The sequence below is a fragment of the Agrococcus lahaulensis DSM 17612 genome (assembly GCF_000425105.1).
Lineage (GTDB): Bacteria > Actinomycetota > Actinomycetes > Actinomycetales > Microbacteriaceae > Agrococcus > Agrococcus lahaulensis.
The window spans coordinates 274,519-295,717 of record NZ_KE384303.1 but is presented as its reverse complement, the minus strand read 5'-3'; the positions used below and the strand labels follow the sequence as shown (position 1 = coordinate 295,717).

General features: G+C 74.1%; 22 protein-coding genes. 6 read left to right on the top strand and 16 right to left on the bottom strand.

Annotation, left to right across the window (positions count from 1 at the left end):
- Positions 1-48: 48 nt before the first annotated feature.
- Positions 49-1,530, bottom strand: coding sequence for an aspartate ammonia-lyase (locus tag H508_RS15945; protein WP_051223361.1), 1,482 nt, complete (start codon positions 1,528-1,530; stop codon positions 49-51).
- A 131-nt stretch (positions 1,531-1,661) separates the two neighbouring features.
- Between H508_RS15945 and H508_RS0110795 the strand changes: the two genes are divergently transcribed.
- Entirely contained in the window at positions 1,662-2,282 is a 621-nt protein-coding gene (locus H508_RS0110795) for a hypothetical protein (protein ID WP_026374067.1), read from the top strand.
- On the opposite strand, the gene H508_RS0110790 is transcribed toward H508_RS0110795, so the two are convergent.
- From H508_RS0110790 to H508_RS0110780, 3 genes are read right to left on the bottom strand one after another with little or no spacing between them, the layout of a single operon-like run.
- Complete coding sequence (locus H508_RS0110790) at positions 2,279-3,523, bottom strand: kynureninase (RefSeq protein ID WP_026374066.1); 1,245 nt, start codon at positions 3,521-3,523, stop codon at positions 2,279-2,281. The genes H508_RS0110795 and H508_RS0110790 overlap by 4 nt on opposite strands.
- Positions 3,520-4,551, bottom strand: coding sequence for an amidohydrolase family protein (locus H508_RS15940; RefSeq protein ID WP_051223272.1), 1,032 nt, complete (start codon positions 4,549-4,551; stop codon positions 3,520-3,522). The genes H508_RS0110790 and H508_RS15940 overlap by 4 nt, the downstream gene beginning before the upstream one ends.
- Entirely contained in the window at positions 4,548-5,414 is an 867-nt protein-coding gene (locus tag H508_RS0110780; protein WP_026374065.1) for a tryptophan 2,3-dioxygenase, read from the bottom strand. Before H508_RS0110780 ends, H508_RS15940 begins: the two co-directional genes overlap by 4 nt.
- Before the next feature lie 73 nt (positions 5,415-5,487).
- Here H508_RS0110780 and H508_RS0110775 point away from each other — a divergent pair, with 73 nt between their 5' ends.
- Both H508_RS0110775 and H508_RS15935 read left to right on the top strand, forming a co-directional pair.
- Positions 5,488-6,783, top strand: a complete 1,296-nt coding sequence (locus tag H508_RS0110775) for a M20/M25/M40 family metallo-hydrolase (protein WP_245569508.1) — start codon at positions 5,488-5,490, stop codon at positions 6,781-6,783.
- Positions 6,783-7,199: a hypothetical protein gene (locus tag H508_RS15935; protein ID WP_051223270.1), complete on the top strand. Its 417-nt coding sequence runs from the start codon at positions 6,783-6,785 to the stop codon at positions 7,197-7,199. Before H508_RS0110775 ends, H508_RS15935 begins: the two co-directional genes overlap by 1 nt.
- 179 nt (positions 7,200-7,378) lie before the next feature.
- Here H508_RS15935 and H508_RS0110765 read toward each other — a convergent pair whose 3' ends face one another.
- The 9 genes from H508_RS0110765 to H508_RS15920 all read right to left on the bottom strand — a co-directional run bounded on the left by H508_RS0110765 (position 7,379) and on the right by H508_RS15920 (position 15,140).
- Positions 7,379-8,308: a cation diffusion facilitator family transporter gene (locus H508_RS0110765; protein WP_026374063.1), complete on the bottom strand. Its 930-nt coding sequence runs from the start codon at positions 8,306-8,308 to the stop codon at positions 7,379-7,381.
- Positions 8,309-8,316: 8 nt separating this feature from the next.
- Positions 8,317-9,192 (bottom strand): aldehyde dehydrogenase family protein, encoded by an 876-nt coding sequence (locus H508_RS0110760; RefSeq protein ID WP_035254758.1) that lies wholly within the window; start codon positions 9,190-9,192, stop codon positions 8,317-8,319.
- Positions 9,189-10,631 carry an aldehyde dehydrogenase family protein gene (locus H508_RS0110755; RefSeq protein ID WP_026374061.1) on the bottom strand — a complete coding sequence of 481 codons (1,443 nt, stop codon included), beginning with the start codon at positions 10,629-10,631 and terminating at the stop codon, positions 9,189-9,191. The genes H508_RS0110760 and H508_RS0110755 overlap by 4 nt, the downstream gene beginning before the upstream one ends.
- A gap of 7 nt (positions 10,632-10,638) precedes the next feature.
- Positions 10,639-11,649 (bottom strand): deoxyribose-phosphate aldolase, encoded by a 1,011-nt coding sequence (gene deoC, locus H508_RS0110750; RefSeq protein ID WP_026374060.1) that lies wholly within the window; start codon positions 11,647-11,649, stop codon positions 10,639-10,641.
- A gap of 112 nt (positions 11,650-11,761) precedes the next feature.
- Positions 11,762-12,712, bottom strand: coding sequence for a bifunctional riboflavin kinase/FAD synthetase (locus tag H508_RS15930; protein WP_245569507.1), 951 nt, complete (start codon positions 12,710-12,712; stop codon positions 11,762-11,764).
- Positions 12,709-13,047 (bottom strand): hypothetical protein, encoded by a 339-nt coding sequence (locus H508_RS0110740; RefSeq protein ID WP_245569522.1) that lies wholly within the window; start codon positions 13,045-13,047, stop codon positions 12,709-12,711. The genes H508_RS15930 and H508_RS0110740 overlap by 4 nt, the downstream gene beginning before the upstream one ends.
- A gap of 111 nt (positions 13,048-13,158) precedes the next feature.
- The gene (locus H508_RS0110735; RefSeq protein WP_245569506.1) at positions 13,159-13,530 is read right to left on the bottom strand and encodes a hypothetical protein; all 372 of its coding nucleotides are present in this window, start codon (positions 13,528-13,530) and stop codon (positions 13,159-13,161) included.
- Positions 13,527-14,426: a tRNA pseudouridine(55) synthase TruB gene (gene truB / locus H508_RS15925; RefSeq protein ID WP_035254756.1), complete on the bottom strand. Its 900-nt coding sequence runs from the start codon at positions 14,424-14,426 to the stop codon at positions 13,527-13,529. The genes H508_RS0110735 and truB overlap by 4 nt, the downstream gene beginning before the upstream one ends.
- Positions 14,427-14,435: 9 nt before the next feature.
- Complete coding sequence (locus H508_RS15920; protein ID WP_051223268.1) at positions 14,436-15,140, bottom strand: VOC family protein; 705 nt, start codon at positions 15,138-15,140, stop codon at positions 14,436-14,438.
- A gap of 87 nt (positions 15,141-15,227) precedes the next feature.
- Between H508_RS15920 and H508_RS0110720 the strand changes: the two genes are divergently transcribed.
- Entirely contained in the window at positions 15,228-16,229 is a 1,002-nt protein-coding gene (locus tag H508_RS0110720; protein ID WP_026374057.1) for a ketopantoate reductase family protein, read from the top strand.
- Here the strand turns inward: H508_RS0110720 and H508_RS15915 are convergent, their stop codons facing one another.
- Both H508_RS15915 and H508_RS0110710 read right to left on the bottom strand, forming a co-directional pair.
- Positions 16,230-16,931 (bottom strand): nucleoside/nucleotide kinase family protein, encoded by a 702-nt coding sequence (locus tag H508_RS15915; protein WP_051223266.1) that lies wholly within the window; start codon positions 16,929-16,931, stop codon positions 16,230-16,232.
- A gap of 17 nt (positions 16,932-16,948) precedes the next feature.
- Positions 16,949-18,253: a DUF418 domain-containing protein gene (locus tag H508_RS0110710; RefSeq protein WP_245569505.1), complete on the bottom strand. Its 1,305-nt coding sequence runs from the start codon at positions 18,251-18,253 to the stop codon at positions 16,949-16,951.
- Positions 18,254-18,317: 64 nt separating this feature from the next.
- Here H508_RS0110710 and H508_RS0110705 point away from each other — a divergent pair, with 64 nt between their 5' ends.
- Entirely contained in the window at positions 18,318-19,190 is an 873-nt protein-coding gene (locus tag H508_RS0110705; RefSeq protein WP_026374055.1) for an HhH-GPD family protein, read from the top strand.
- Between the two features lie 31 nt (positions 19,191-19,221).
- Positions 19,222-20,643: an RNB domain-containing ribonuclease gene (locus H508_RS0110700; protein ID WP_026374054.1), complete on the top strand. Its 1,422-nt coding sequence runs from the start codon at positions 19,222-19,224 to the stop codon at positions 20,641-20,643.
- A 29-nt stretch (positions 20,644-20,672) separates the two neighbouring features.
- Here the strand turns inward: H508_RS0110700 and rbfA are convergent, their stop codons facing one another.
- A complete protein-coding gene (gene rbfA, locus H508_RS0110695) occupies positions 20,673-21,122 on the bottom strand; it encodes a 30S ribosome-binding factor RbfA (protein ID WP_026374053.1) in 450 nt (149 codons plus the stop codon).
- Between the last annotated feature and the right edge of the window lie 77 nt (positions 21,123-21,199).

Sequence of the window (21,199 nt, the reverse complement as noted above, 5' to 3'; positions counted from 1 at the left end):
CCGGCGAGCGTACCGAGCGCTGCTGCTGACGAGGAGCGACCCTGGCGATCAGCCCTCGTCGTCGGGCAGGATCACCGGGATCGCCGCCGTCGCCGGGTGCAGTCCCGACAGTCGCGCGGGCTCGAGCAGCTTCTCGACGCGCTCGCGCTCCATGAGGCCCGCCTCGACCACGAGGTCGGCGATCGACTTGTGGCCCGTGAGCGCCTCCTTGGCGAGCTGCGCGGAGGCCGCGTAGCCGAGGTAGGGGGTGAGCGCGGTGACGACGCCGACGGAGCTGCCGACCATGAGGTCGAGCCGCTCGCGGTTCGCCTCGATGCCGTCGACGCAGTTGACGCGGAGCGTGAGGCACGCCTGCGTCATCCAGTGCAGGCTCTGCAGGATCGAGTGCGCGATGACGGGCTCGAACGCGTTGAGCTGCAGCTGCCCGCCCTCGGAGGCGGCGGTCACGGTCGCGTCGGAGCCGATGACGGCGAACGCGACCTGGTTGACGACCTCGGGGATGACGGGGTTGACCTTGCCGGGCATGATCGACGACCCGGCCTGCTTCGCGGGCAGGAAGATCTCGCCGAAGCCCGCCTGCGGGCCCGAGGAGAGCAGTCGGAGGTCGTTGCAGATCTTCGAGAGCTTGACCGCGGCGCGCTTGAGCGTGCCGGAGACGAGCATGAACACGCCCGTGTCGCTCGTCGCCTCGATGAGGTCGGCGGCCGGCACGATCGGGAGCCCCGTGAGCTCGGCGAGGTGGCGGGAGGCGGCCTCGGCGTAGCGCGGGTCGGCGGTGATGCCGGTGCCGATCGCGGTGGCGCCGAGGTTGACCTCGCCGAGCCACTTGATCGTCTCCTCGAGGCGGTCGTGGTCCTCGCGCAGCGTCACGGCGAAGCCGCGGAACTCCTGCCCGAGCGTCATCGGCACCGCGTCCTGCAGCTGCGTGCGGCCGACCTTGAGCACGTCCCGGAACTCGACCGCCTTGCGGTCGAACGCATCCGCGAGCCTCGCGAGCTCGTCGAGCAGGCGCCGGAGCGTGAACGCCATCGCGACCTTGATCGACGTCGGGTAGGTGTCGTTCGTCGACTGCGAGCGGTTGACGTCGTCGATCGGGTGGAAGTGCTCGTACTCGCCCTTCTTGCGGCCGAGCTCGACGAGGCACGCGTTCGCGATCACCTCGTTCGTGTTCATGTTCGTCGAGGTGCCCGCGCCGCCCTGGATGACGCCGACCTTGAACTGGTCGTGCAGCTCTCCGCCGCGGATGCGGATGCAGACGCGGTCGATGAGCTCCGCCTTGTCGGGGTCGAGCACGCCGATCTCGCGGTTGGCGCGCGCGCACGCCTGCTTGACGACCGCGAGCGCGTTCACGAGGTCGGAGTAGACCGAGATGGAGCGGCCCGTGATCGGGAAGTTGATGAGCGCGCGCTCGGTGTGGATGCCCCAGTACGCCTCGGCGGGCACCGGCAGCTCGCCGAGCGAGTCGCGCTCGAGGCGGGTCGGGCCGGCGTAGTGGTGCTCGCCCTGCGGAGCGGGATCGAGCTTGTACAGGGGCGTGTCGGTCACGGTGGCTCCTTTGCCGTGGCGGCGCGCCGATCGGGCGCGGTGGCGTGCGTGGGGGCGGGGTTCTCCCGACCCCGAGCCTAGCCCGCGCGCATGGGCGACGCGGGTATCGTGCTGGGGTGCATCGCCTGACCCTCCCCCTCGCCGCCCTCGCCGCGCTCGCGCTCGTCGGCTGCTCGTCGACCGCGCCGGAGCCGAGCGCCGAGCCCACGCCGGCACCGACCGCGCTCGGGCCGCTCCCGGGAGCGAGCGAGTCGCCGGTCACGGCCGAGGGCGATCCCGACGCGCCCGAGGGCTACCCCATCGCGCCGCCGACCGAGTTCCCCGAGTGCGCCGAGATCGAGGGCGCGGTTGCCGAGCTCACGAGCGGCCTCTCGTTCGACCAGGCGGCGAGCGACGCGCAGGATCAGGAGGACGTCGCGGTCGAGCGGCAGTGCGCGTGGACGGCGGGCGACGACACGCTCCGGCTCACGCTGAGCGGCATCACCTTCTCCCCCGACGAGCTCGTCGCGCTCTCGGGCTCGCGCCTCATGGTGCCCGACGCGGGTGCGAACGAGCGCGGCCTGTTCGTGATGGGCGTCGGCGAGCCGCCCGTGCTGAGCGAGCCGTTCTCGGGCACCGTCAACCTGTTCGACCAGTTCGAGACCGTCTCGGTCGGCTGGGACGGCGGCGACGCGGCGTTCACGGGCCAGCAGGCCGTCGACGCCGCCGTCGCGGTGCACGAGGTCATCCGCGGCTAGCGGCCCTCCCCCGACCGCTGCAGCGCCCGGCGCAGCTCCTCCCCAAGGGCGGCGACGCCCACCTCGACCTCCGCGAACGTCGTCGAGAGCGGCGAGAGCCCGATGCGGATGCCGTCGGGCGCGCGGAAGTCGCCGATCACGCCCCGCTCCCACAGCCTCGCGTTGACCTCCCGGAACGACGGATGCGTCACCGTCAGGTGGCTGCCGCGGTGCGGCCCGGCGGGCGGGCTCGCGAGCCGCGCGCCGAGCGGCAGCACGTGCTCGGCGAGCGCGGCCTCGGCGAAGTCGGTGAGCGCGACGGACTTCGCCCGGACGGCGTCGATGCCGACCGCCTCGACGAGCTCGACCATCGCCTCGAGCGCGACGGTCGCGAGCACCGGCGGCGTGCCGCTCAGGAAGCGGCCGAGCCCGGCGGCGGGCTCGAAGCGAGGCCCCATCGCGAACACGTCGGCCGCGCCCATCCAGCCCTGGATCGGCTGCTCGAGCCGCTCGTGCAGGTCGGCGCGCACGTAGCCGAAGGCGGGCGCGCCCGGCCCGCCGTTCAGGTACTTGTAGGTGCAGCCGACCGCGAGGTCGACGCCGTGCTCGTCGAGGCCGACGGGGATGACGCCTGCCGAGTGGCACAGGTCCCACAGCACGAGCGCGCCCGCGTCGTGCGCGGCGCGCGTGATGCCGGCGACGTCGGCGACGAAGCCCGAGCGGTAGGCGACGTGGCTCAGCAGCACGAGCGCCGTTCGCTCACCCACCGCCGCCTCGACCTGCTCGAGCGAGACGCCGGCGGCGGGGTCCGCCTCGATCCAGCGGATCGTGCAGCCTCGCTCGGCGGCGATGCCCTCGACGATGAAGCGGTCGCTCGGGAAGTTGTCGTCGTCGATGACGATCTCGGTGCGGCCGTGCTGCGCTTGCGCGTCGACGGCCGCGCGCGCGAGCTTGTAGAGCAGCACGGTCGTCGAGTCGCCGACGAACGCCTGCCCGGGGCCCGCGCCCACGAGCGCGCCGATGCGGTCCCCGAGGTCGTACGGCCGACGCATCCACTGCTCGTCCCACGAGCGGATGAGCCGCTCGCCCCAGTCGCGGGCGATGAAGTCGCCGAAGCGCTCGGGGAGCGACGCGAGCGGCCGTCCGAGCGAGTTGCCGTCGAGGTAGGCGAGGACGTCGCCGCCGCGGACGAAGCGGTCGGCGTGCTCGGCGAGCGGGTCGGCGGCGTCGAGCTCGGCGGCGCGTCGGGCGAGGTCGGTCATGCGGATGCCTCCAGGTCGAACCAGGTGTAGGGCAGCGATCGAGCGCGGTGCAGGCTGGCCAGCAGCGACTCGTCGTCGACGACGTCGGCCGCGACGATGCCGATCATCGGGCCGGGCGGGAGCAGCCGCTCCGCGAGCAGCGCGTCGACGAGCGCGCTGCCGTCGATGCCGGCCCGGCGGAGCGCGGCGACCTCGGCCGGGTCGAGGTCGAAGCGGTCGAGCCCGTTGCCGAGGTCTGTGCCGTACGCGACGGACCCGCCCGCCGCAGCGAAGCGGGCCAGGTTGTCGGTCGCGCGAGCCAGGGCTCGTCCGTCGCCGTCGCGCTCGTGCATCGCGAGCGTCGAGATCCACGTCTGCCGGGTCGCGGCCTCGCGGATCACCGCCTCGTCGAGGCGCTCGGTCCACGGCGCGTGGGCGAGCACGTCGACGCCGGCTGCGATCGCTCGCTCCACCTGCCCCGCGCCGCGCGCGTGGGCGACGACCGGGAGCCCGGCCGCGCGCGCCTCGGCGACGAGCGCGGCCAGCGCTTCGTCGCCGAGGACGGGCCCGTCGTCGCTGCTGAGCGTGATCTTGATCGCCGCTGCGCCAGCCTGCACCTGGGCGCGCACCGCGCGCACTGCCTCGGTCGGGGTCGAGAGCTCGACGACGGATCCCGGCGGTGCCCAGGAGCGATCCGACGGATAGCCGCCGACGGCCGCGTGGAACGGCCCGGCGAATCGCACCTCGACGCCCCGGTGCGCGGTCTCGACGGCGCGCTTGAGCCCCGGCAGCTCGCTCGGCGCCCAGCCGAGGTCGAGCACGCGACCGAGCGCGGTCGGCTCGCCTCGCGTCGCCGCGCAGAGCCCGACGTGCACGTGCGCGTCGGTGAGCGGCGGCAGCAGCGCACCCTCGATGCGCGCGATGCGCCGCGGCGCCCTGTCTTCCGGCACGAGCCGCATGCCGGTCGCGCTCAGCTCGACCACCGCATCCGTCACCCACCGACCGCCGATGCGCGCGTGCGCGACTCGGGCGACGACCGGTGCGGTCACGCGCCGATCCGCGTGCGGACGGCGTAGAGCTCGGGGAAGAACGTCAGGTCGAGCGCGCGGGCGAGGAAGTCGACGCCGCTCGAGCCGCCCGTGCCGGTCTTGCGGCCGATCGTGCGAGTCACGGTGCGGAGGTGCCGGAAGCGCCAGAACTGGAAGTTGTCCTCGAGGTCGACGAGCTCCTCGCACGTCTCGTAGGCGCGCCAGTCGGCCGCGCCGGGCTCGGCCGCGCCCTCGTAGATGCGCTGGAGGACCGGCACGAGCGACTCGGTGTAGACGTGCGCCCTCGTGACGTCGCGCTCGAGCACCTCGGCCGGCACGTCGTGGCCGTGGCGCGCGAGGAAGCGCAGGAACTCGTCGTAGAGGCTCGGGCGCTCGAGCTCGGCCGCGAGCGCCGCGTGCTCCTCGGGGCTCGACTCGAAGACCTGCAGCATCCGCTCGTGCTTGTTGCCGAGCGCGAACTCGACCATGCGGTACTGCGCGCTCTGGAAGCCGGACGCGCCCTCGAGCGCGCCGCGGAACTGCGCGTACTCGGTGGGCGTGAGGGTCGCGAGCACCGACCACTGCTGCGTCAGCACCTCCTGGATGTGCTTGACGCGCGCGATGCGCTTGAGCGCCGCGCCGAGGTCGTCGGCCGCGAGCAGCCGGCGCGCGTCGTCGAGCTCGTGGATGACGAGCTTCAGCCACAGCTCGGTCGTCTGGTGCTGGATGATGAAGAGCATCTCGTCGTGGTGCTCGGGGCGGCTGCGCGGGTGCTGCGACGCGAGCAGCGTGTCGAGGCCCAGGTAGGAGCCGTAGGTCATCCGCTGGCGCAGGTCGGTGACGACCCCGTCCTCGATCTCGCGGGTGTTGTGCTCGACGGACACTTCCGGCCTCCTTCGGCTCGGCCTCCACGGTAGTGGCACGCGGCGGCGTCGGTCGCGGCGATAGCCTGCCGACGTGCTGATCGCCGATGACGCCGTCGACCACCTCGTCGCGCTCGTGCGCGTGCCTACCGAGCGCCCCGAGCAGCTGCCCGCGTTCCGGGCCGCGCTCGAGGAGCGCTTCCCGCGGCTCTTCGCCGCGCTCGAGCTCGAGCTCGTCGGCGACACGATCCTCGCGCGCTGGCCGGGCCGCGGCGAGGGCCGCTCGGCGCTGCTCATGGCCCACCAGGACGTCGTGCCCGCCCCGGAAGCCGGCTGGACGCATCCGCCCTACTCCGGCCACCGCGACGGCACGCACGTGTGGGGGCGCGGCACGCTCGACGACAAGGGCTCGCTCGTCGCGATCTGCGTCGCGATCGACGCGCTGCTCGAGGCCGGCTTCGCGCCGGCGCGCGACGTGTGGCTCGTCTTCGGCGAGGACGAGGAGACGATGGGTACGGGCGCCGCGACGGCGATCGCCGAGCTCGACGCGCGCGGCGTGCGGCCCGCGTGGGCGCTCGACGAGGGCGGCGCGATCATCGAGCCGCCGATCACGGGGCTCTCGCGCGACGTCGCGGTCGTCGGAGTGGCCGAGAAGGGCTTCGCGAACATCCGGATGCGCGTGGCCCAGGTGGGCGGGCACGCGTCGACGCCGCCGCGGCTGCCGGCGACGTCGCGGCTCGCGCGCGCCATCCGGCGGCTCGACCGCTCCCCCTTCCCCCGCTCGCTGCCCGAGCCGGCGCTCCGCATGCTCGAGCTGCTCGGGGCGGATGCGCCGGGCGCGCAGGGCGCGGTGCTGCGGCGGGTGCGGCGGGCTCGGCCGCTCGTCGAGCGGATCCTCGCGCGTGGCGACGAGACGCGGGCGATGCTCGCGACCACCGCGGTCGTGACGCAGCTGCAGGGCGCGGCGGCGCCGAACGCGCTCGCCGAGGAGGCGACCGCGGTCGTGAACGCGCGCATCGCGCTCGGTTCCTCGGTCGACGAGACGCTCGAGCACGTGCGGCGCGCGATCGCCGACCCGGGCGTCGAGCTCGAAGTGCTGCACGGGCACGGGCCGAGCCCCGAGAGCCCCTCCGACGGTCCCGGCTGGGACGCGATCGAGGCCGCGATCGCTCGCGCTCGGCCCGATGTGCAGACCGTGCCGTACGTCATGCTCGGCGGCACCGACGGCCGCCACGCGCACCGCGTGACCGACCGCGTCTACCGCTTCGCGCCGTTCGAGATGACGCGCGAGGAGCGGCTGACGCTGCACGCGCGCGACGAGCGCATCCGGGTCGACACGTGGCTCGCCGGCTGCCGCTGGTACGCCGACCTCATCGAGTCGAGCTGCTGATGACCCGCTTCGCGATCGACGCACCGACGGCCCTGCGGATCGTGCGCGAGCGCGTCGACGTCGGCGAGCACTCCCTCGTCAGCACCGGGGCGTTGCGCTCGCAGGCGATGCAGCTGCTCTACGACGAGGTGCGCGCGGGCACGCTCGACGAGGCCGAGGGCCGTGCGCAGCTCGAGGCGATCGCAGCGCTCAAGGTGCGGCTGCTCGCCGACCGCGTCTCGCGGTCGGTCGCGTGGCGCATCGCCGCGCGGCTCGACTGGGCCGAGATCGGGCCGGCCGAGCTGCTCGCCGTCGCATCGCTGCAGGCCGACGTGCTCGTGACCGACGACGAGCGGCTCGCGGCGGCTGCCGACGGCGTCGTCGAGCGGATGCGGTGGGTCGACTTCGCGAGCGCGCTCCCGGCACCCGAGCGCTGACGGTACGACGCGTCGCCGGCCGACGCATGCCTACCACCCAGTCGCGACGGTGGTACCGAATCGTCGCCTTCGCCCGCGCCGAGCGACACACCGGTACCACCCAGCCGCGATGGTGGTACCGAATCGTCGCCTGCGCCCGCGGCGAGCGACACATCGGTACCACCCAGCCGCGACGGCGCTCAGGCGTGGAGGTGCGGCTCGTGGTCGGCGTGGCCGGGCGGCTCGAGCTGGAACGTCGCGTGCTCGAGCGAGAGCGGGAAGTGCTCCGCGGCGCACTCCTGCAGGAGATCGAGCACGCGCGGCGCGTGCCCGTCGGCGAAGCACGACTCCTCGACCACGACGTGCGCCGTGAGCTGGTGCAGTCCCGTGCCGAGCGTCGACGCGTGCAGGTCGTGCACCGAGATGACGTGCTCGACCTCCATGAGGTGGGCTCGCACGTCGTCGAGGTCGAGCTCCTGCGGCGTCGACTCGAGCAGGATCCGCCCGCTGTCGCGCAGCAGCGCGATCGAGCGCGGCACGATGAGCACGGCGACGAGCGCGCTCGCGATGAGGTCGGCCTGCTGGAAGCCCCACAGCCAGATAGCGACGGCCGCCGCGATGACCGCGACCGAGCCGATCGCGTCGTTCACGACCTCGAGGAACGCCGCCCGCAGGTTGAGGCTCGAGCCGCGGCCGCCCGCGAGCACCGCGAGCGCGACGAGGTTGCCCGCGAGGCCGACCGCGCCGAAGACGAGCAGCAGCGGCCCCGGCACCTCGGTCGGCTCGGCGATGCGTCGCACGCCCTCGACGACCACGACGAGCGCGACGATGAGCAGCGCCGCAGCTTGCGCGGCCGCGGCGAGCACCTCGACGCGCACGAGCCCCCACGTGCGGCGACCGCTCGCCGGCCGCTGCAGCAGCCGCTGCGCGCCGAGGGCGATGCCGAGCCCCACGACGTCGGTGAGCATGTGCACGGTGTCGACGAGCAGCGCGAGCGATCCCGTGACGATCGAGCCGACGACCTGCGCGGCGAAGAGCGCGGCCGTGATGCCGAACGCGACCGCGAGCCGGCGCGAGCCGGCCGCGGCCCCGTGGTGAGCACCGTGACCGTGCTCGTGCGAGACCGACATGCCCGCCGCTACATGCGCGACTTGGTGTGCCAGACGGTCTTCGTCTCCGTCAGGGCGAGGATGCGCTGCGGCGTCTCGGGCGCGATTCCGGGCTCGGGGCGGATGACGCGCTTGAGCGTGTCGGCCGCGGCGACCTCGAGCGCGACCCAGTCGAGGTCGCCCGCGCCCGTGAGGTCGAGCGCGTTGACGTCGGCGTGGCTCGCGAGCCACGGCGCGAGCTCGGCCGGGTCGCCCGTGAGCACGTTGACGACGCCGCCGGGCAGGTCGCTCGTCGCGAGCACCTCGGCGAGCGAGATCGCCACGAGCGGCGACGACGCCGCGGGGACGACGACGACCGCGTTGCCCATCACGAGCGCGGGCGCGACGACCGACGTGAGGCCGAGCAGGCCCTGCGACTGCGGCGCGACGATCGCGACGACGCCCGTCGGCTCGGGCACCGAGATGTTGAAGTACGGGCCGGCGACGGGGTTCGCGGAGCCCGCGACCTGCGCGATCTTGTCGGTCCAGCCGGCGTGCCACACCCACAGGTCGATCGCCTCCTCGACCTGCGCGCGAGCGCGCGCGGCCGAGAGGCCCTCCGTGCGCTGCAGCTCGTCGACGAACTGCGCCTTCCTGCCCTCGAGCACCTCGGCGACGCGGTAGAGCACCTGCCCGCGGTTGTACGCGGTCGCGCCCGCCCAGCCCGGCTGGGCCTTGCGGGCCGCGCGCACGGCCTCTCGCGCATCCTTGCGGGACGCCTTCGCGACGTTCGCGACGAAGCGGCCCTCGCCGTCGCGCACCTCGGTGACGCGTCCGGACTCGCTGCGCGGGAAGCCGCCGCCGATGAAGAGCTTGTAGGTCTTCGGCACGTCGAGGCGCGTGGTGGTCTTCGTCGTCGTGGTCATCGCTCGCCTGCCTTCAGGTACGCCTGCATGCCCTGCACGCCGCCCTCGCGGCCGTAGCCCGACTCCTTGTAGCCGCCGAAGGGGCTCGCGGGGTCGAACTTGTTGAACGTGTTCGTCCACACGACGCCCGCGCGGAGCTTGTCGGCGATCGCGAGCACGCGCGAGCCCTTGTCGCTCCAGATGCCGGCCGAGAGGCCGTAGGGCGTGTTGTTGGCCTTCGCGATCGCCTCGTCGGGCGTGCGGAAGGTCAGCACCGAGAGCACCGGCCCGAAGATCTCCTCGCGCGCGATCGTCGACGACGCCTCGACGCCGGTGATGACGGTGGGCGCGAACCAGTAGCCCTCCTGCGGCAGCTCGCACGCGGGGCTCCAGGCCTCGCCGCCCTCGGCGACGCCGCGGTCGACGAGCCGCGTGATGCGCTCGAGCTGCTCGCTCGAGTTGATCGCGCCGACGTCGGTGTTCTTGTCGAGCGGGTCACCCACCCGGAGCGTCGCCATGCGCTCCTTGAGGCGGTCCATCACGGCGTCGTGCACGTTCTCCTGCACGAGCAGCCGGCTGCCGGCGCAGCACACCTGCCCCTGGTTGAAGAAGATGCCGTCGACGATGCCCTCGATCGCCTGGTCGAGCGGCGCGTCGTCGAAGACGATGTTCGCGCCCTTCCCGCCGAGCTCGAGCGTGAGCTTCTTGCTCGTGCCCGCGAGCGCCTTCGCGATCTCGCGGCCGACGGCGGTCGAGCCCGTGAAGGCGACCTTGTCGACGTCGGGGTGGCGCACGAGCGCGGCGCCCGTCGCGCCGTCGCCCGTCACGAGGTTGACGACGCCGGCCGGGAGCCCGGCCTGCTCGCACACCTCGGCGAAGAGCATGGCGGTGAGCGGCGTCGTCTCGGCGGGCTTCAGCACGACGGTGTTGCCCGCGGCGAGGGCCGGAGCGACCTTCCACGCGAGCATGAGCAGCGGGAAGTTCCACGGGATGACCTGCGCGGCGACGCCGTGCGGCTGCGGCGCGGCGCCGAGCCCGAGGTGGTCGAGCTTGTCGGCCCAGCCGGCGCAGTGGAAGAACCACTGCGCGACGAGCGGGATGTCGGCGTCGCGCGTCTCGCGGATGGGCTTGCCGTTGTCGAGCGATTCGGCGACCGCGAGCTCGCGGGCGCGCTCCTGCAGGATGCGCGCGATGCGGAAGAGGAACTTGCCGCGGTCGCGGCCGGACATGGGGCCCCACGTGTCGCGGAAGGCGGCACGTGCGGCGCGCACCGCAGCATCGACGTCGCCCTCGTCGGCGTACGCGAAGGTCGCGATCTGCCGCTCGGTGCTCGGGGAGACGGAGGCGAACGGCTCGCCGCCGCCCGTCACCCACTCGCCGCCGATCCAGAGGCGGTAGTCCTCGCGCAGCGAGAGGATGGACGTCGACTCGGGAGCCGGCGCGTAGTCGAGGAATGCCATGGTGCCTTCAGTCGATCGTGACGTAGTCGGGGCCGGAGTAGCGGCCGGTGGTGAGCTTCTGACGCTGGAGCAGCACGTCGTTGAGCAGGCTCGAGGCGCCGAAGCGGTAGAGCTTCGGGTCGAGCCACGCCTCGCCGCACGTCTCGGCGACCGCGACGAGGTGCTTGATCGCGTCCTTCGCGGTCGAGATGCCGCCCGCGGGCTTCACGCCGATGCGCTCCCCCGTGAGCCGCTCCCAGTCGCGCACGACCTGCAGCATGAGGAGCGTCACCGGGAGCGTCGCCGCGGGCTGCACCTTGCCGGTCGAGGTCTTGATGAAGTCGCCGCCCGCGAGGATCGAAAGCCACGAGGCGCGGCGCACGTTGTCGTAGGTGAAGAGCTCGCCGGTCTCGAGGATGACCTTGAGGTGCGCGTAGGAGCCGTCGGCGCGGCGGCACGCCTCCTTCGTCAGCACGATCTCGTCGAAGACCTTGCCGTAGTTGCCCTCGAGGAACGCGCCGCGGTCGATCACCATGTCGATCTCGTCGGCGCCCGCGGCGACGGCGTCGCGGGTGTCCTGCAGCTTGACCTCGATGCTCGCGCGGCCGGCGGGGAACGCGGTCGCGACCGCGGCGACGTTGATGCCGTCGTCCTTGCCGGCGCTCCACGCGGGCCCGAGCGCCTCGACGGCGTGGCCCACCATGTCGCCGTAGACGCACACGGCCGCCGGTCGGGGCGTCGAGGGGTCGCTCGCGTCGGGCACGAGCGCCTTCGCGACGAGGGAGCGCACCTTGCCGCGCGTGTCGGCGCCCTGCAGGGTCGTGAGGTCGATCATGCGGATGGCGAGGTCGAGGGCCTGCGCCTTCGACGTCGTCTTGATCGAGCGGGTGCCGAAGCGTGCCGCGCGGGCCTCGAGGCCGACCGCGTCGACGGCGGGGAGCCCCTCGAGGTGCTGCCGGAGCGCCACCTCGGAGAGGTCGCTGCCGAGCAGCTGGACGGCGCGCTCTGCGGGCGCGAGCGCTGCGCTGGTCGATGTCACGCTGTTCCTTCTTGCCCTGGCCGGGCCGCGCCCGCGGATCGGGGCGGCGGATGGGTCACGGCAGTCTACCGACCGGGGCCCCGCGCCGCTCCGGCGCGGTCGCCACCGCTCGTCAGGCGGTCGCGGCCGTGACGAGCTCGCGCGTGCGCTCGACGTCCCGGCCCATCTGCGCGACGAGCTCGTCGAGGCTCTCGAAGCGATGCATCGAGCGCACGAAGTCGATGAGCTCCAGCTCGATCGGCCGGTCGTAGAGGTCGAGGTCGACGTCGAGCAGGTAGGCCTCGACCGTCTTCGCGGCGACGCCGTCGAACGTCGGGTTGTCGCCGATCGAGACCGCCGCGGGGAAGGCGCCCGCGTCGACGCGGGCGATCGCGGCGTAGACGCCGTCGGCGGGCACGAAGCCCTCGACGGGCGTGCCGAGGTTGGCGGTCGGGTAGCCGAGCGCGCGGCCGCGCTGGAAGCCGCGCACGACGTCGCCGCGGAGCACGTGCCGGCGGCCGAGCATCGAGTTCGCCTCCTGGATGCGGCCGAGGCTGAGCGCCTCGCGGATCCAGGTCGACGAGACCCGGCGGCCGTCGGCGAAGCAGATGTCGTCGATCGACTCGACGCGAGCGCCGCGCGGCTCGGCGTGCGCGCGCAGCATCGCCGCGTCACCCGCACCGCGGTGCCCGAAGCGGAAGTCCTCGCCGACGAGCAGCACGCGCGCGCCGAGCCCGTCGAAGAGCACTCGCTGCGAGAACTCCTCGGCCGGCTGCGCGGCCGTCTCGGCGGTGAAGGGGATGACGATGACGCGGTCGGCTCCCGCATCGCGCAGCAGCTCGACCTTGTGGCGCAGCGACACGAGCGGCAGCGGCGCGCGGTCGGGCCGCACGACCTCGAGCGGGTTGCGGTCGAAGGTGACGACGGTCGGCACGAGGCCCTCGGCCTCGGCGATCGAGCGGAGCTGCTGCAGGATGCGCCGGTGCCCGATGTGCACGCCGTCGAACTTGCCGATCGTGACGGCGCTCGGCACCGCCTCGAGCTGCTCGACCCAGCCGAGCCCGCGCTCGACGAGGTCGCTCACGCCGGCACCCGCTCGCTGCTCGCGCGCAGCCACCACAGACCGAGGAACGGCAGCACGGCCGGGATGAAGAGGTAGCCCATGCCGAAGCGGCTCCACACGGTGTCGTGCGCGAAGAGCTCGGGCGCGACGAGCGAGAGCGTGCCGACCACGAGCACGCCGACGAGCTCGAAGCAGACGGCCGCGAGCGCGACGCGACGCCACGCATCCCTCGGGCTCGCGAGCGCCACGGTCGCGACGATGTAGACGACGGCGGCGACGGCGCTCAGCGAGTACGCGAGCGGTGCCTCGTCGAAGCGCTGGACGATCTGCACGAACGAGCGTCCGGTCGCGGCCATCGCGAGCACCGCGTACACCGCGATGAGGACTCGTCCGATGCCGGCGTGCTTGCGCTCATTCACTCGGTCGAGTCTAGCGATCCCGCGCCGCCGTCCCGCCCGCTCGGCGGCTCACGCGATCTGCACGAACCAGATCTGGTGCATGCGGTAGACCATCACGGCGCACGCGAGGATGCCGATGCCGACGATGAGGGTCGACCACTGCCCCTTCTTGTCGACGAGCGCCCACAGCACCGCGCCGGGCGGGATGACGAGGGCGGTGAGCAGGTAGGTCCAGTACTCGAGCAGGTCGCCCGTCGGGCCCGCGCCCGTGAACGGCGCGACGATCGACGCGATCGCCTGCACGACGAGCGCGAGCAGCGTGAGCGCCGCGGCGCCGAGCACGAAGTCGTTGAACGGGCGCTTCATGAGCCCGATGATCGCGACGGTCGCGCCGATGACCGCGAAGGCGATCGCCTGGGCGAGCATGAGCCAGCTGATCACGAGGCGCCCCCGGTCGGGAAGTTCGTCACGGGCAGCAGCCGCCGACCCTCGGCGCGCGCGATGCCGACGAGCCGGTCGCCGTGCACGGCCGCGACGAGACCGCGCTCGCCCTCGAGCGCGACGGTGCGGCGGCCGTGCGCGAGGTTCGCGGCGCGCTCGTCGTCGAGCAGGGCGACGGGCAGAATGCGGGAGGCGGCCCGGGCGGGCGGCTCGAGCAGCGCGCGGGCGCCGTCGGGCAGCGCGTCCGCGAGCGGCGCGCCCTCGACGTCGAACGGGCCGATGCGCGAGCGGCGGAGCGCGGTGAGGTGCCCGCCGACGCCGAGCGCCGCGCCGAGGTCGCGCGCGAGCGCGCGGATGTAGGTGCCGCTCGAGCAGTCGACGACGACGTCGACCTCGGCGCGCACGCCGGGCCGGAATCCGAGCACCTCGAAGCGCGAGACCGTCACGGGCCGGGCGGCGAGCTCGACCTCCTCCCCCGCGCGGACGCGCGCGTAGGCGCGCTCGCCGTCGACCTTGATCGCGCTCACCGAGGAGGGCACCTGCTCGATCTCGCCCTTGAGGGCCGCCATCGGGGCCGTGAGGTCGTCGCGCGTCAGGTGCGACGCATCCGCGGTCGTCGTCTCCTCGCCCTCGGCGTCGTCGGTCGTCGTCGCCGTGCCGAGCGCGATCGTGGCCGTGTAGGTCTTGTCGAGCCCCACGATGTGCGTCAGGAGCCGCGTCGAGGGGCCGACGCCGAGGATGAGCAGGCCCGTCGCCATCGGGTCGAGCGTGCCCGCGTGGCCGACCTTGCGGGTGCCGAGCGCGCGGCGCGCGCGGCCCACCGCGGTGTGGCTCGTGATGCCCTGCGGCTTGTCGACGAGCAGGATGCCGTCGGGGGCGTCGGGATCGGAGGGCACCAGGAGAGTTTAGACGCTCGTCCCGGTCGACTCCTGGGCGCCGCCATCCTCGTCCTCGACGTCGGGCCACGCGGTGATGTCGACGCCGTGGTTCTCGGGCGACGCGATCGTCCACCAGCCGCGCGGCGAGCGCTCGACGAGCCTGCCGCCGGCCGCGAGCGCCGCCGCGACGCGACGCTCGACCGCGTCGGCGGGCACCGAGACATCGATGTGCACGCGCCCGCGGCCGGGCCTCGGCGGGTCGAGCTCGTGGAACCACACGTGCGGGCTCCGCCGCTGCGGATCGACCGCGTCATCGGCGCCGATCGGCTCGTAGCCGAGCACCGCGGACCAGAAGGGGCGCACGTCGGCGCCGCGATCCTGCGCGACGGCGATGCCGATGGCCATGAGCCGCGACGGGACTGGGCGGCAGCCCTCTCGCCTCGCGGCCTTCGCGACGCCCTGCGCGAGCTGCACGTCGAGCGGTCCGAGGCTGCCGTCGCGCCCGGTCGCGGTGCGCACGGTGACGCCGTCGGGCCGCATGTCGACGTCCGGCTCGTGGCCGACGGCCTGGGCGACGTCGCCGATCGCGCGGACGAGCCGCACCGCGTGCGCGAACGAGTCGCACGCGTAGTGGGCGTGCGCGCCGAGGTAGAGCACGCGCCAGTCCTCGACGCCCTCGTGCTGGTGGAAGCGCTTCGCGGTCAGCCGCCGCGCCCCGCTGGACCCCGTCATCGCTCCCCCTCCGCTCCACCGTGCCCGATCGCCGTCACGTCCGCCACCCCTGACGGCGAGCGCCCCGCGCGGCGATAGCCTCTCGGCATGGCGATCGACGAGGCCCCGCCCGCACGGCAGCGCGTCGCCGTGATCGGCGCCGGCGCGATCGGCGGCACGATGGCGGCGCTGCTGCAGGCCGCAGGGCACGACGTCACCGTCACCGCGCGCGGCGCGAACCTCGAGGCGATGCGCGAGCACGGGCTGCGGCTCCGCGGCGGCTTCGGCACGCACACCGCCGCCGTGACGGCGCTCGAGCGGCTCCGGGAGGCGCCCGACGTCGCGATCCTCGCCGTCAAGGCGACCGGCACCGCAGACGCGCTCGAGGCGAACCTCGAGCACCTGAGCGACGTGCCCATGCTCGTCGCCCAGAACGGGCTCTACGGCGAGCGCACCGCCGGGCGGCTGCTCGGGCACGAGCGCGTCGCCGGCGCGCTCTCGCTCATCGCCGCGAACTCGCTCGAGCCGGGCGTCGTGACCGTCACGGCCGCGAACGCGACGATCGTCGGCGGGCCGGAGGGCGAGCGCTTCGCGGCGCTGCTCGGCGAGGTGATGCCGATCGAGCCGACCGCCGACCTCGAGGGCTCGCAGTGGACGAAGCTGCTCATCAACATGGTGAACGCGATCCCCGCGATCGTCGGCCACTCGGTGCAGGACGTCATCGGCGACCCGGGGCTGCGGCGCGTCATGGTTGCCTCGATGCGGGAGTGCGCGCGCGTCGGGCTCGCGAGCGGCGTGCGCTTCCAGCCCATGCAGGGACTCTCGCCGCTGCTCGTGCGACTGCTCGCGTGGGCGCCGCACCGCGTCGCGCAGCAGGTGCCGCTGCGCATCCGCGAGCGGCTCGGCGAGGTGCCGAACCTCGGCTCGACGCAGCAGTCGATCCGGCGGGGCCAGCCGACCGAGGTCGACATGATCAACGGCGCCGTCGTCGACGCGGCGGCGCGCGCGGGCCGGCAGGCGCCCGTGAACGCGGCGCTCGTCGAGCTCGTGCACGAGGTCGAGCGCTCCGGCCGCTTCCTGCCCGCGTCGGTCGTGCGGCAGCTCGCCTAGTCAGCAGGAGTCGGCGAACACCTGCACCGGGCGGCGCCAGTCGCTGTTGTCGACGATGAAGGCCGCCTTCCGACGCGGGTTCACCGCCCGCTCGTACAGGTCGTGCGCCTCCCGGTAGCGGCGGTGCGACTCGTGGCGCGGGTCGGGATGCGCGCCGTCCCGAGCCCGCATCCGCTCGCCCCTCGTCCGCTCGTCCGCGTCGAGGTAGACGACCGCGTGCCACTTGCCCGCGAGCGCCGGCCGCTGCAGGAAGACGCCGTCGACGATGAGCACGACGTCGGGGCCCGCCGTCTCCCACTCCATCTCGACGGCGCGATCGGCGCGAAGGTCGAAGGCGCGCGTCACGAAGCCGGTCGAGCCGCCCATCCGGAACGGGTGCAGCAGCACGCGGTCGAGCAGCTCGACGTCGAACGCGTCCTCGTAGTAGCCCTTCGGCGAATCGCGTCCCTGCCGGTAGCGGAACGCCTGCGGCCGGTGGAAGTCGTCGGCGCTCGCCCGGAACGCCTCGACGCCCGCGCGCGCGAACGCGACCTGCAGGGCATCCGCGAAGTGCGTCTTCCCGACGCCGTCGCGCCCCTCGACCGCGACGAGCCGGCGACCGCGCGGATTGCGGCGCAGCAGCTGGTCGACGAGGTCGGTGTAGAGCGCCTTCTGCTCGGGCGTCCAGGAGGCGGCCTTCATGAGCAGCGAGCGGTCGATCATGGCGTCAGCCTAGGCGCTCACGCGACGGGCGTCGGCGGCGCGACGGGCCGCGAGCCGTAGGCGAGGCGCCGGAGCAGCGCCTCGGCGGGGCCGCGCTCGCCGCGCGCCTCGAGCACGAGCGCGACGACGACGCTCACGAGCCACGCGGCGATCGCGACACCGGCCGCCGCGAGCGGAGTGAGGGTCGCGCCGAGACCGAAGCCCCACGCGGCGAGCGCCGGCACGAGCAGCACCGACTGCAGCAGGTAGCTCGAGAGCGAGCGCTTGCCGACAGCCGTGAGCGCGCGCACGACGATGCCGCGCCGCTCGCCGATGGCAGCCGCGGCGAGCGCGAAGAGCGCCGCGTAGCCGACGCCGCCCGCGACGCCCGTGAGGGTCGAGACCCCCATGGTGCCCCACGAGAGGGCCGGCTCGAGCACGAGACCCGCGTGCTGCGCCGCGGCGAGCGCGCCGCCGGCCCAGCCGATCGGGATGCCGGCGACGGCGAGCCCCAAGAGCGCGCGGCGGTGCTCGCGCGGACGGTCGAGCAGGCCCCGACGAGCCGCGAGCATGCCGAGCACGATCGCGAGCGGCACGGTGAGCGAGAGCAGCTGCCCGGGGGTCGCGAGCAACCACAGGCCGAGGCTCTGCAGCGCGAACCACGGGTAGCTCGGCTCCCCCGCGGGCGTCGGGAGGGCGCCGCCGGCGAAGGCCGAGACGTCGCCCGCGATGCCCGAGCCGAGCAGCAGCCCGCTCGCGAGGCTGAAGAGCGCGAAGACCGCGAGCAGGCCCGCGAGCACCCACGCGACGATCCGCAGCACCCGGTCGGAGCGGCGCAGCAGCAGCGCGACGACGATGAGCCCCGTGAGCCCGTAGGCGCCGACGATGTCGCCGAACCACAGCAGCAGCGCGTGCACCGCGCCGATCGCGACCATCCACGCGTGCCGCCGCTGCAGGATGCGCCGCGCATCGCGCCACGGCGTGCCGGCCGCGGACTGGCGGCTGTAGAGCTGCCAGATGCCGTAGCCGAACAGGAACGCGAACAGCGGGTAGGAGCGCCCGTCGATCGCGACGAGCGAGAAGAGCTGGTAGCCGAGGTCGGCGCCGTCGTGGCCCACCTGGTGCGCGTTCGTCAGCCCGTGCTCGCGGCCGTGGAGCAGCCACGGGACGTTCGCGAGCGCGATGAGCAGGAGCATGAGCCCGCGCGCGAGATCGGGCGCGAGGCTGCGACCGCGCGCAGCGGTCGCGGCCGCCGCGAGGTCGACCGCGGGCGGCGCCGCGTGCCACATCGGCGGATGCGGCTGCGGCGGCTGGGCGGGCGGCGTCGGCTCAGCGTGGGTCATGCCTCGACGCTATCGAGGCGCCCGTCGGCAGGGCAGGACCGCGCCGCGCGTCTACGCTGGCGGGATGCTCGGCGACCGCTCCACGACCGCGCTCGCGGACTGGTACCGGTCGAGTGCCCGCGACCTGCCGTGGCGGCGGCCCGACTTCGACGCGTGGGGCACGCTCGTGAGCGAGGTCATGCTGCAGCAGACGCAAGCCGCGCGCGTCGCGGTCGAGATCGACCGCTGGCTCGCGCGCTGGCCGACGCCCGCCGACCTCGCCGACGCGCCGACCCACGAGGTGCTGCGGCAGTGGGGCACGCTCGGCTACCCGCGGCGAGCGCTGCGCCTGCAGGACACGGCACGCGCGATCGTCGAGCGGCACGGCGGCGAGGTGCCGCGCGACGTCGCGTCGCTGCTCGCGCTGCCCGGTGTGGGCGACTACACGGCGCGCGCGGTCGCGGTCTTCCACTTCGGCGACCGGCACCCGGTCGTCGACACGAACGTGCGCCGCGTCGTCGCGCGCGCCGTGCACGGTCGGGGCGCGGCGGGGCCCGCCGCGAAGCGCGACCTCGCCGACGTCGAGGGGCTGCTGCCCGAGGCCCCTGCCGACGCATCCGTCGTCTCCATCGCGCTCATGGAGCTCGGCGCGCTCGTCTGCACCGCTCGCGCACCCCGGTGCGACGAGTGCCCCATCGCCGACGCGTGCGCGTGGCGGGCCGCGGGCTACCCGCCCTTCGAGGGCAAGCGGGCGCCGAGGCAATCGCGGTTCGAGGGCAGCGACCGGCAGGCGCGCGGCACGGTGCTGCGCGCGCTCCGCGCCGTCGACGTGCCGCTCTCCCCCGCGGAGCTGCACGCGCTGTGGCACGACGCCGATCAGCTCGAGCGCGCGCTCGCCTCGCTCGCCGCCGACGGCCTCGTCGTGCGCGAGGGCGACGCGGTGCGGCTGCCCGACTGACGCTCGGGCCGCGCTGGATAGGTTGAGCGGCATGCCGGCTCGACACCAGCGCGTCACCGCCCCGAGCGACGACCTCGCCGCCGCCCTCGAGGCGATCCGCGACGAGCTCGGGCTCGACGCGGCCTTCCCGCCCGCCGCGATCGCCGAGGCGGAGGCCTTCGCCGCCGCGCCGCGGCTGCCGGATGCCGATCGCACGGGCATCCCGTTCATCACGATCGACCCGGAGGGCTCGACCGACCTCGATCAGGCGCTCCACGTCGAGCGCGACGGCGACGGCTTCGTCGTGCACTACGCGATCGCCGACGTCGCCGCGTTCGTGGAGCCCGGCGGCGCGATCGACGCCGAGGCGCGCCGCCGCGGGCAGACGATGTACGCGCCCGACGGTCGCGTGCCGCTGCACCCGCCGGTCGTGAGCGAGGGCGCGGCGAGCCTGCTCGCGGGCGAGGTGCGCGCGGCCTACGTGTGGTCGTTCCGGCTGGATGCGTCGGGTCGCGCCCGGCAGGTCGGCCTCGAGCGCGCGCGGGTGCGCTCGCGCGCGCAGCGCAGCTACGCCGAGGCGCAGCGGCTCCTCGAGGAGGGCGACGCGATGCTCGGGCTGCTGCGCGAGGTCGGTGAGCTGCGCATCGCGCTCGAGGCGGAGCGGGGCGGTGCGAGCCTCGACATGCCCGAGGAGGAGATCGAGCGCGACGGCGACGAGTACCGCCTCGTGCGCCGCGAGCTGCTGCCCGTCGAGCGCTGGAACGCGCAGCTCTCGCTCATGACCGGCATGGAGGCCGCGAGCCTCATGCTCGGCGCGGGCGCGGGGATCCTCCGCACGATGCCGCGCCCGCCCGAAGCGGATGTGCGCGCCTTCCGCGCCGAGGTCGCCGCGATCGGCGAGCCGTGGCGCGAGGACGAGCACTACGGCGACTTCCTGCGGCGGCTCGACCGCTCGGCGCCGTCGACGCTCGCGATCCTGCAGGCCGCGAGGCGGCTCTTCCGCGGTGCTTCCTATCGCGTGATCGACGGAGCGGCGGATGCGTCCGACTGGGTGCAAGCGGCGATCGGCGCCCCGTACGCGCACGCGACCGCGCCGCTGCGGCGGCTCGTCGACCGCTACGTGCTCGCGCACTGCGAGGCGATCGCGAACGGCCGGGAGGTGCCCGGCTGGGCGGCGGAGGGCCTCGAGGGGCTGCCGGAGATCATGCAGGACTCGAGCCGCATCGCGGGTGCGCTCGAGCGCGAGTCGGTCGACGCGGTGGAGATCGCGGTGCTGCGGCACCGGGTCGGCGAGGAGTTCGACGCGGTCGTCGTCGAGTCGCGGAAGGAGGGCGCGACGATCCAGCTCATCGACCCGCCGACCGAGGCGATGTGCGAGACGGAGGCGTCGCCGGGCGAGCGCATCCGCGCGCGGCTGACCGAGGCCGACCTCGCGACGCGCAGCCTCCGCTTCGCGGACGTCGCGGCGGGCTGAGCCTGTCGCGGCTCAGCCCGCCGAGGGGCTCAGCTCGCGGCCGTCTCGTCCTCGTCCTGGTCCTTCGGCTTGCGGTACGGGTCGGCCTCGCCGGCGTACTCGGCAGCCTCCGCCGCCCGCTGCGCCGCGAGGTCGCGCTGCCGCGCCTCGTCGAGCAGGTGCTCGATCGACGCCGCGCTCTCGGGCAGCGCGTCGAGGTGGAACTCGATCGACGGCGTGAGGCGCAGCGAGAGGCCCTTGCCGATCTCGCGCCGCACGACGCCCTTGGCGCTCGAGAGCGCCTTCGCCGTCTCGTCGCGCTCCTCGTCGGTGCCGTACACCGTGTAGAAGATCGACGCGTGCTGCAGGTCGCCCGTCACCCGCACATCCGTGATGGTGACGAAGCCGAGCCGCGGGTCGCGCACCTCGCGCTCGAGGGCGCGCACCGTGATCTCGCGGATGCGGTCGGCGATCTTCCTCGCCCGGGGGTTCTCTGCCATGGCTTCCTCCTGTCGATGAGACGAGTCTGGATGAGACGACTGTGGGGCGGCCGAGGCCGCCCCACAGTCGGTGCGCG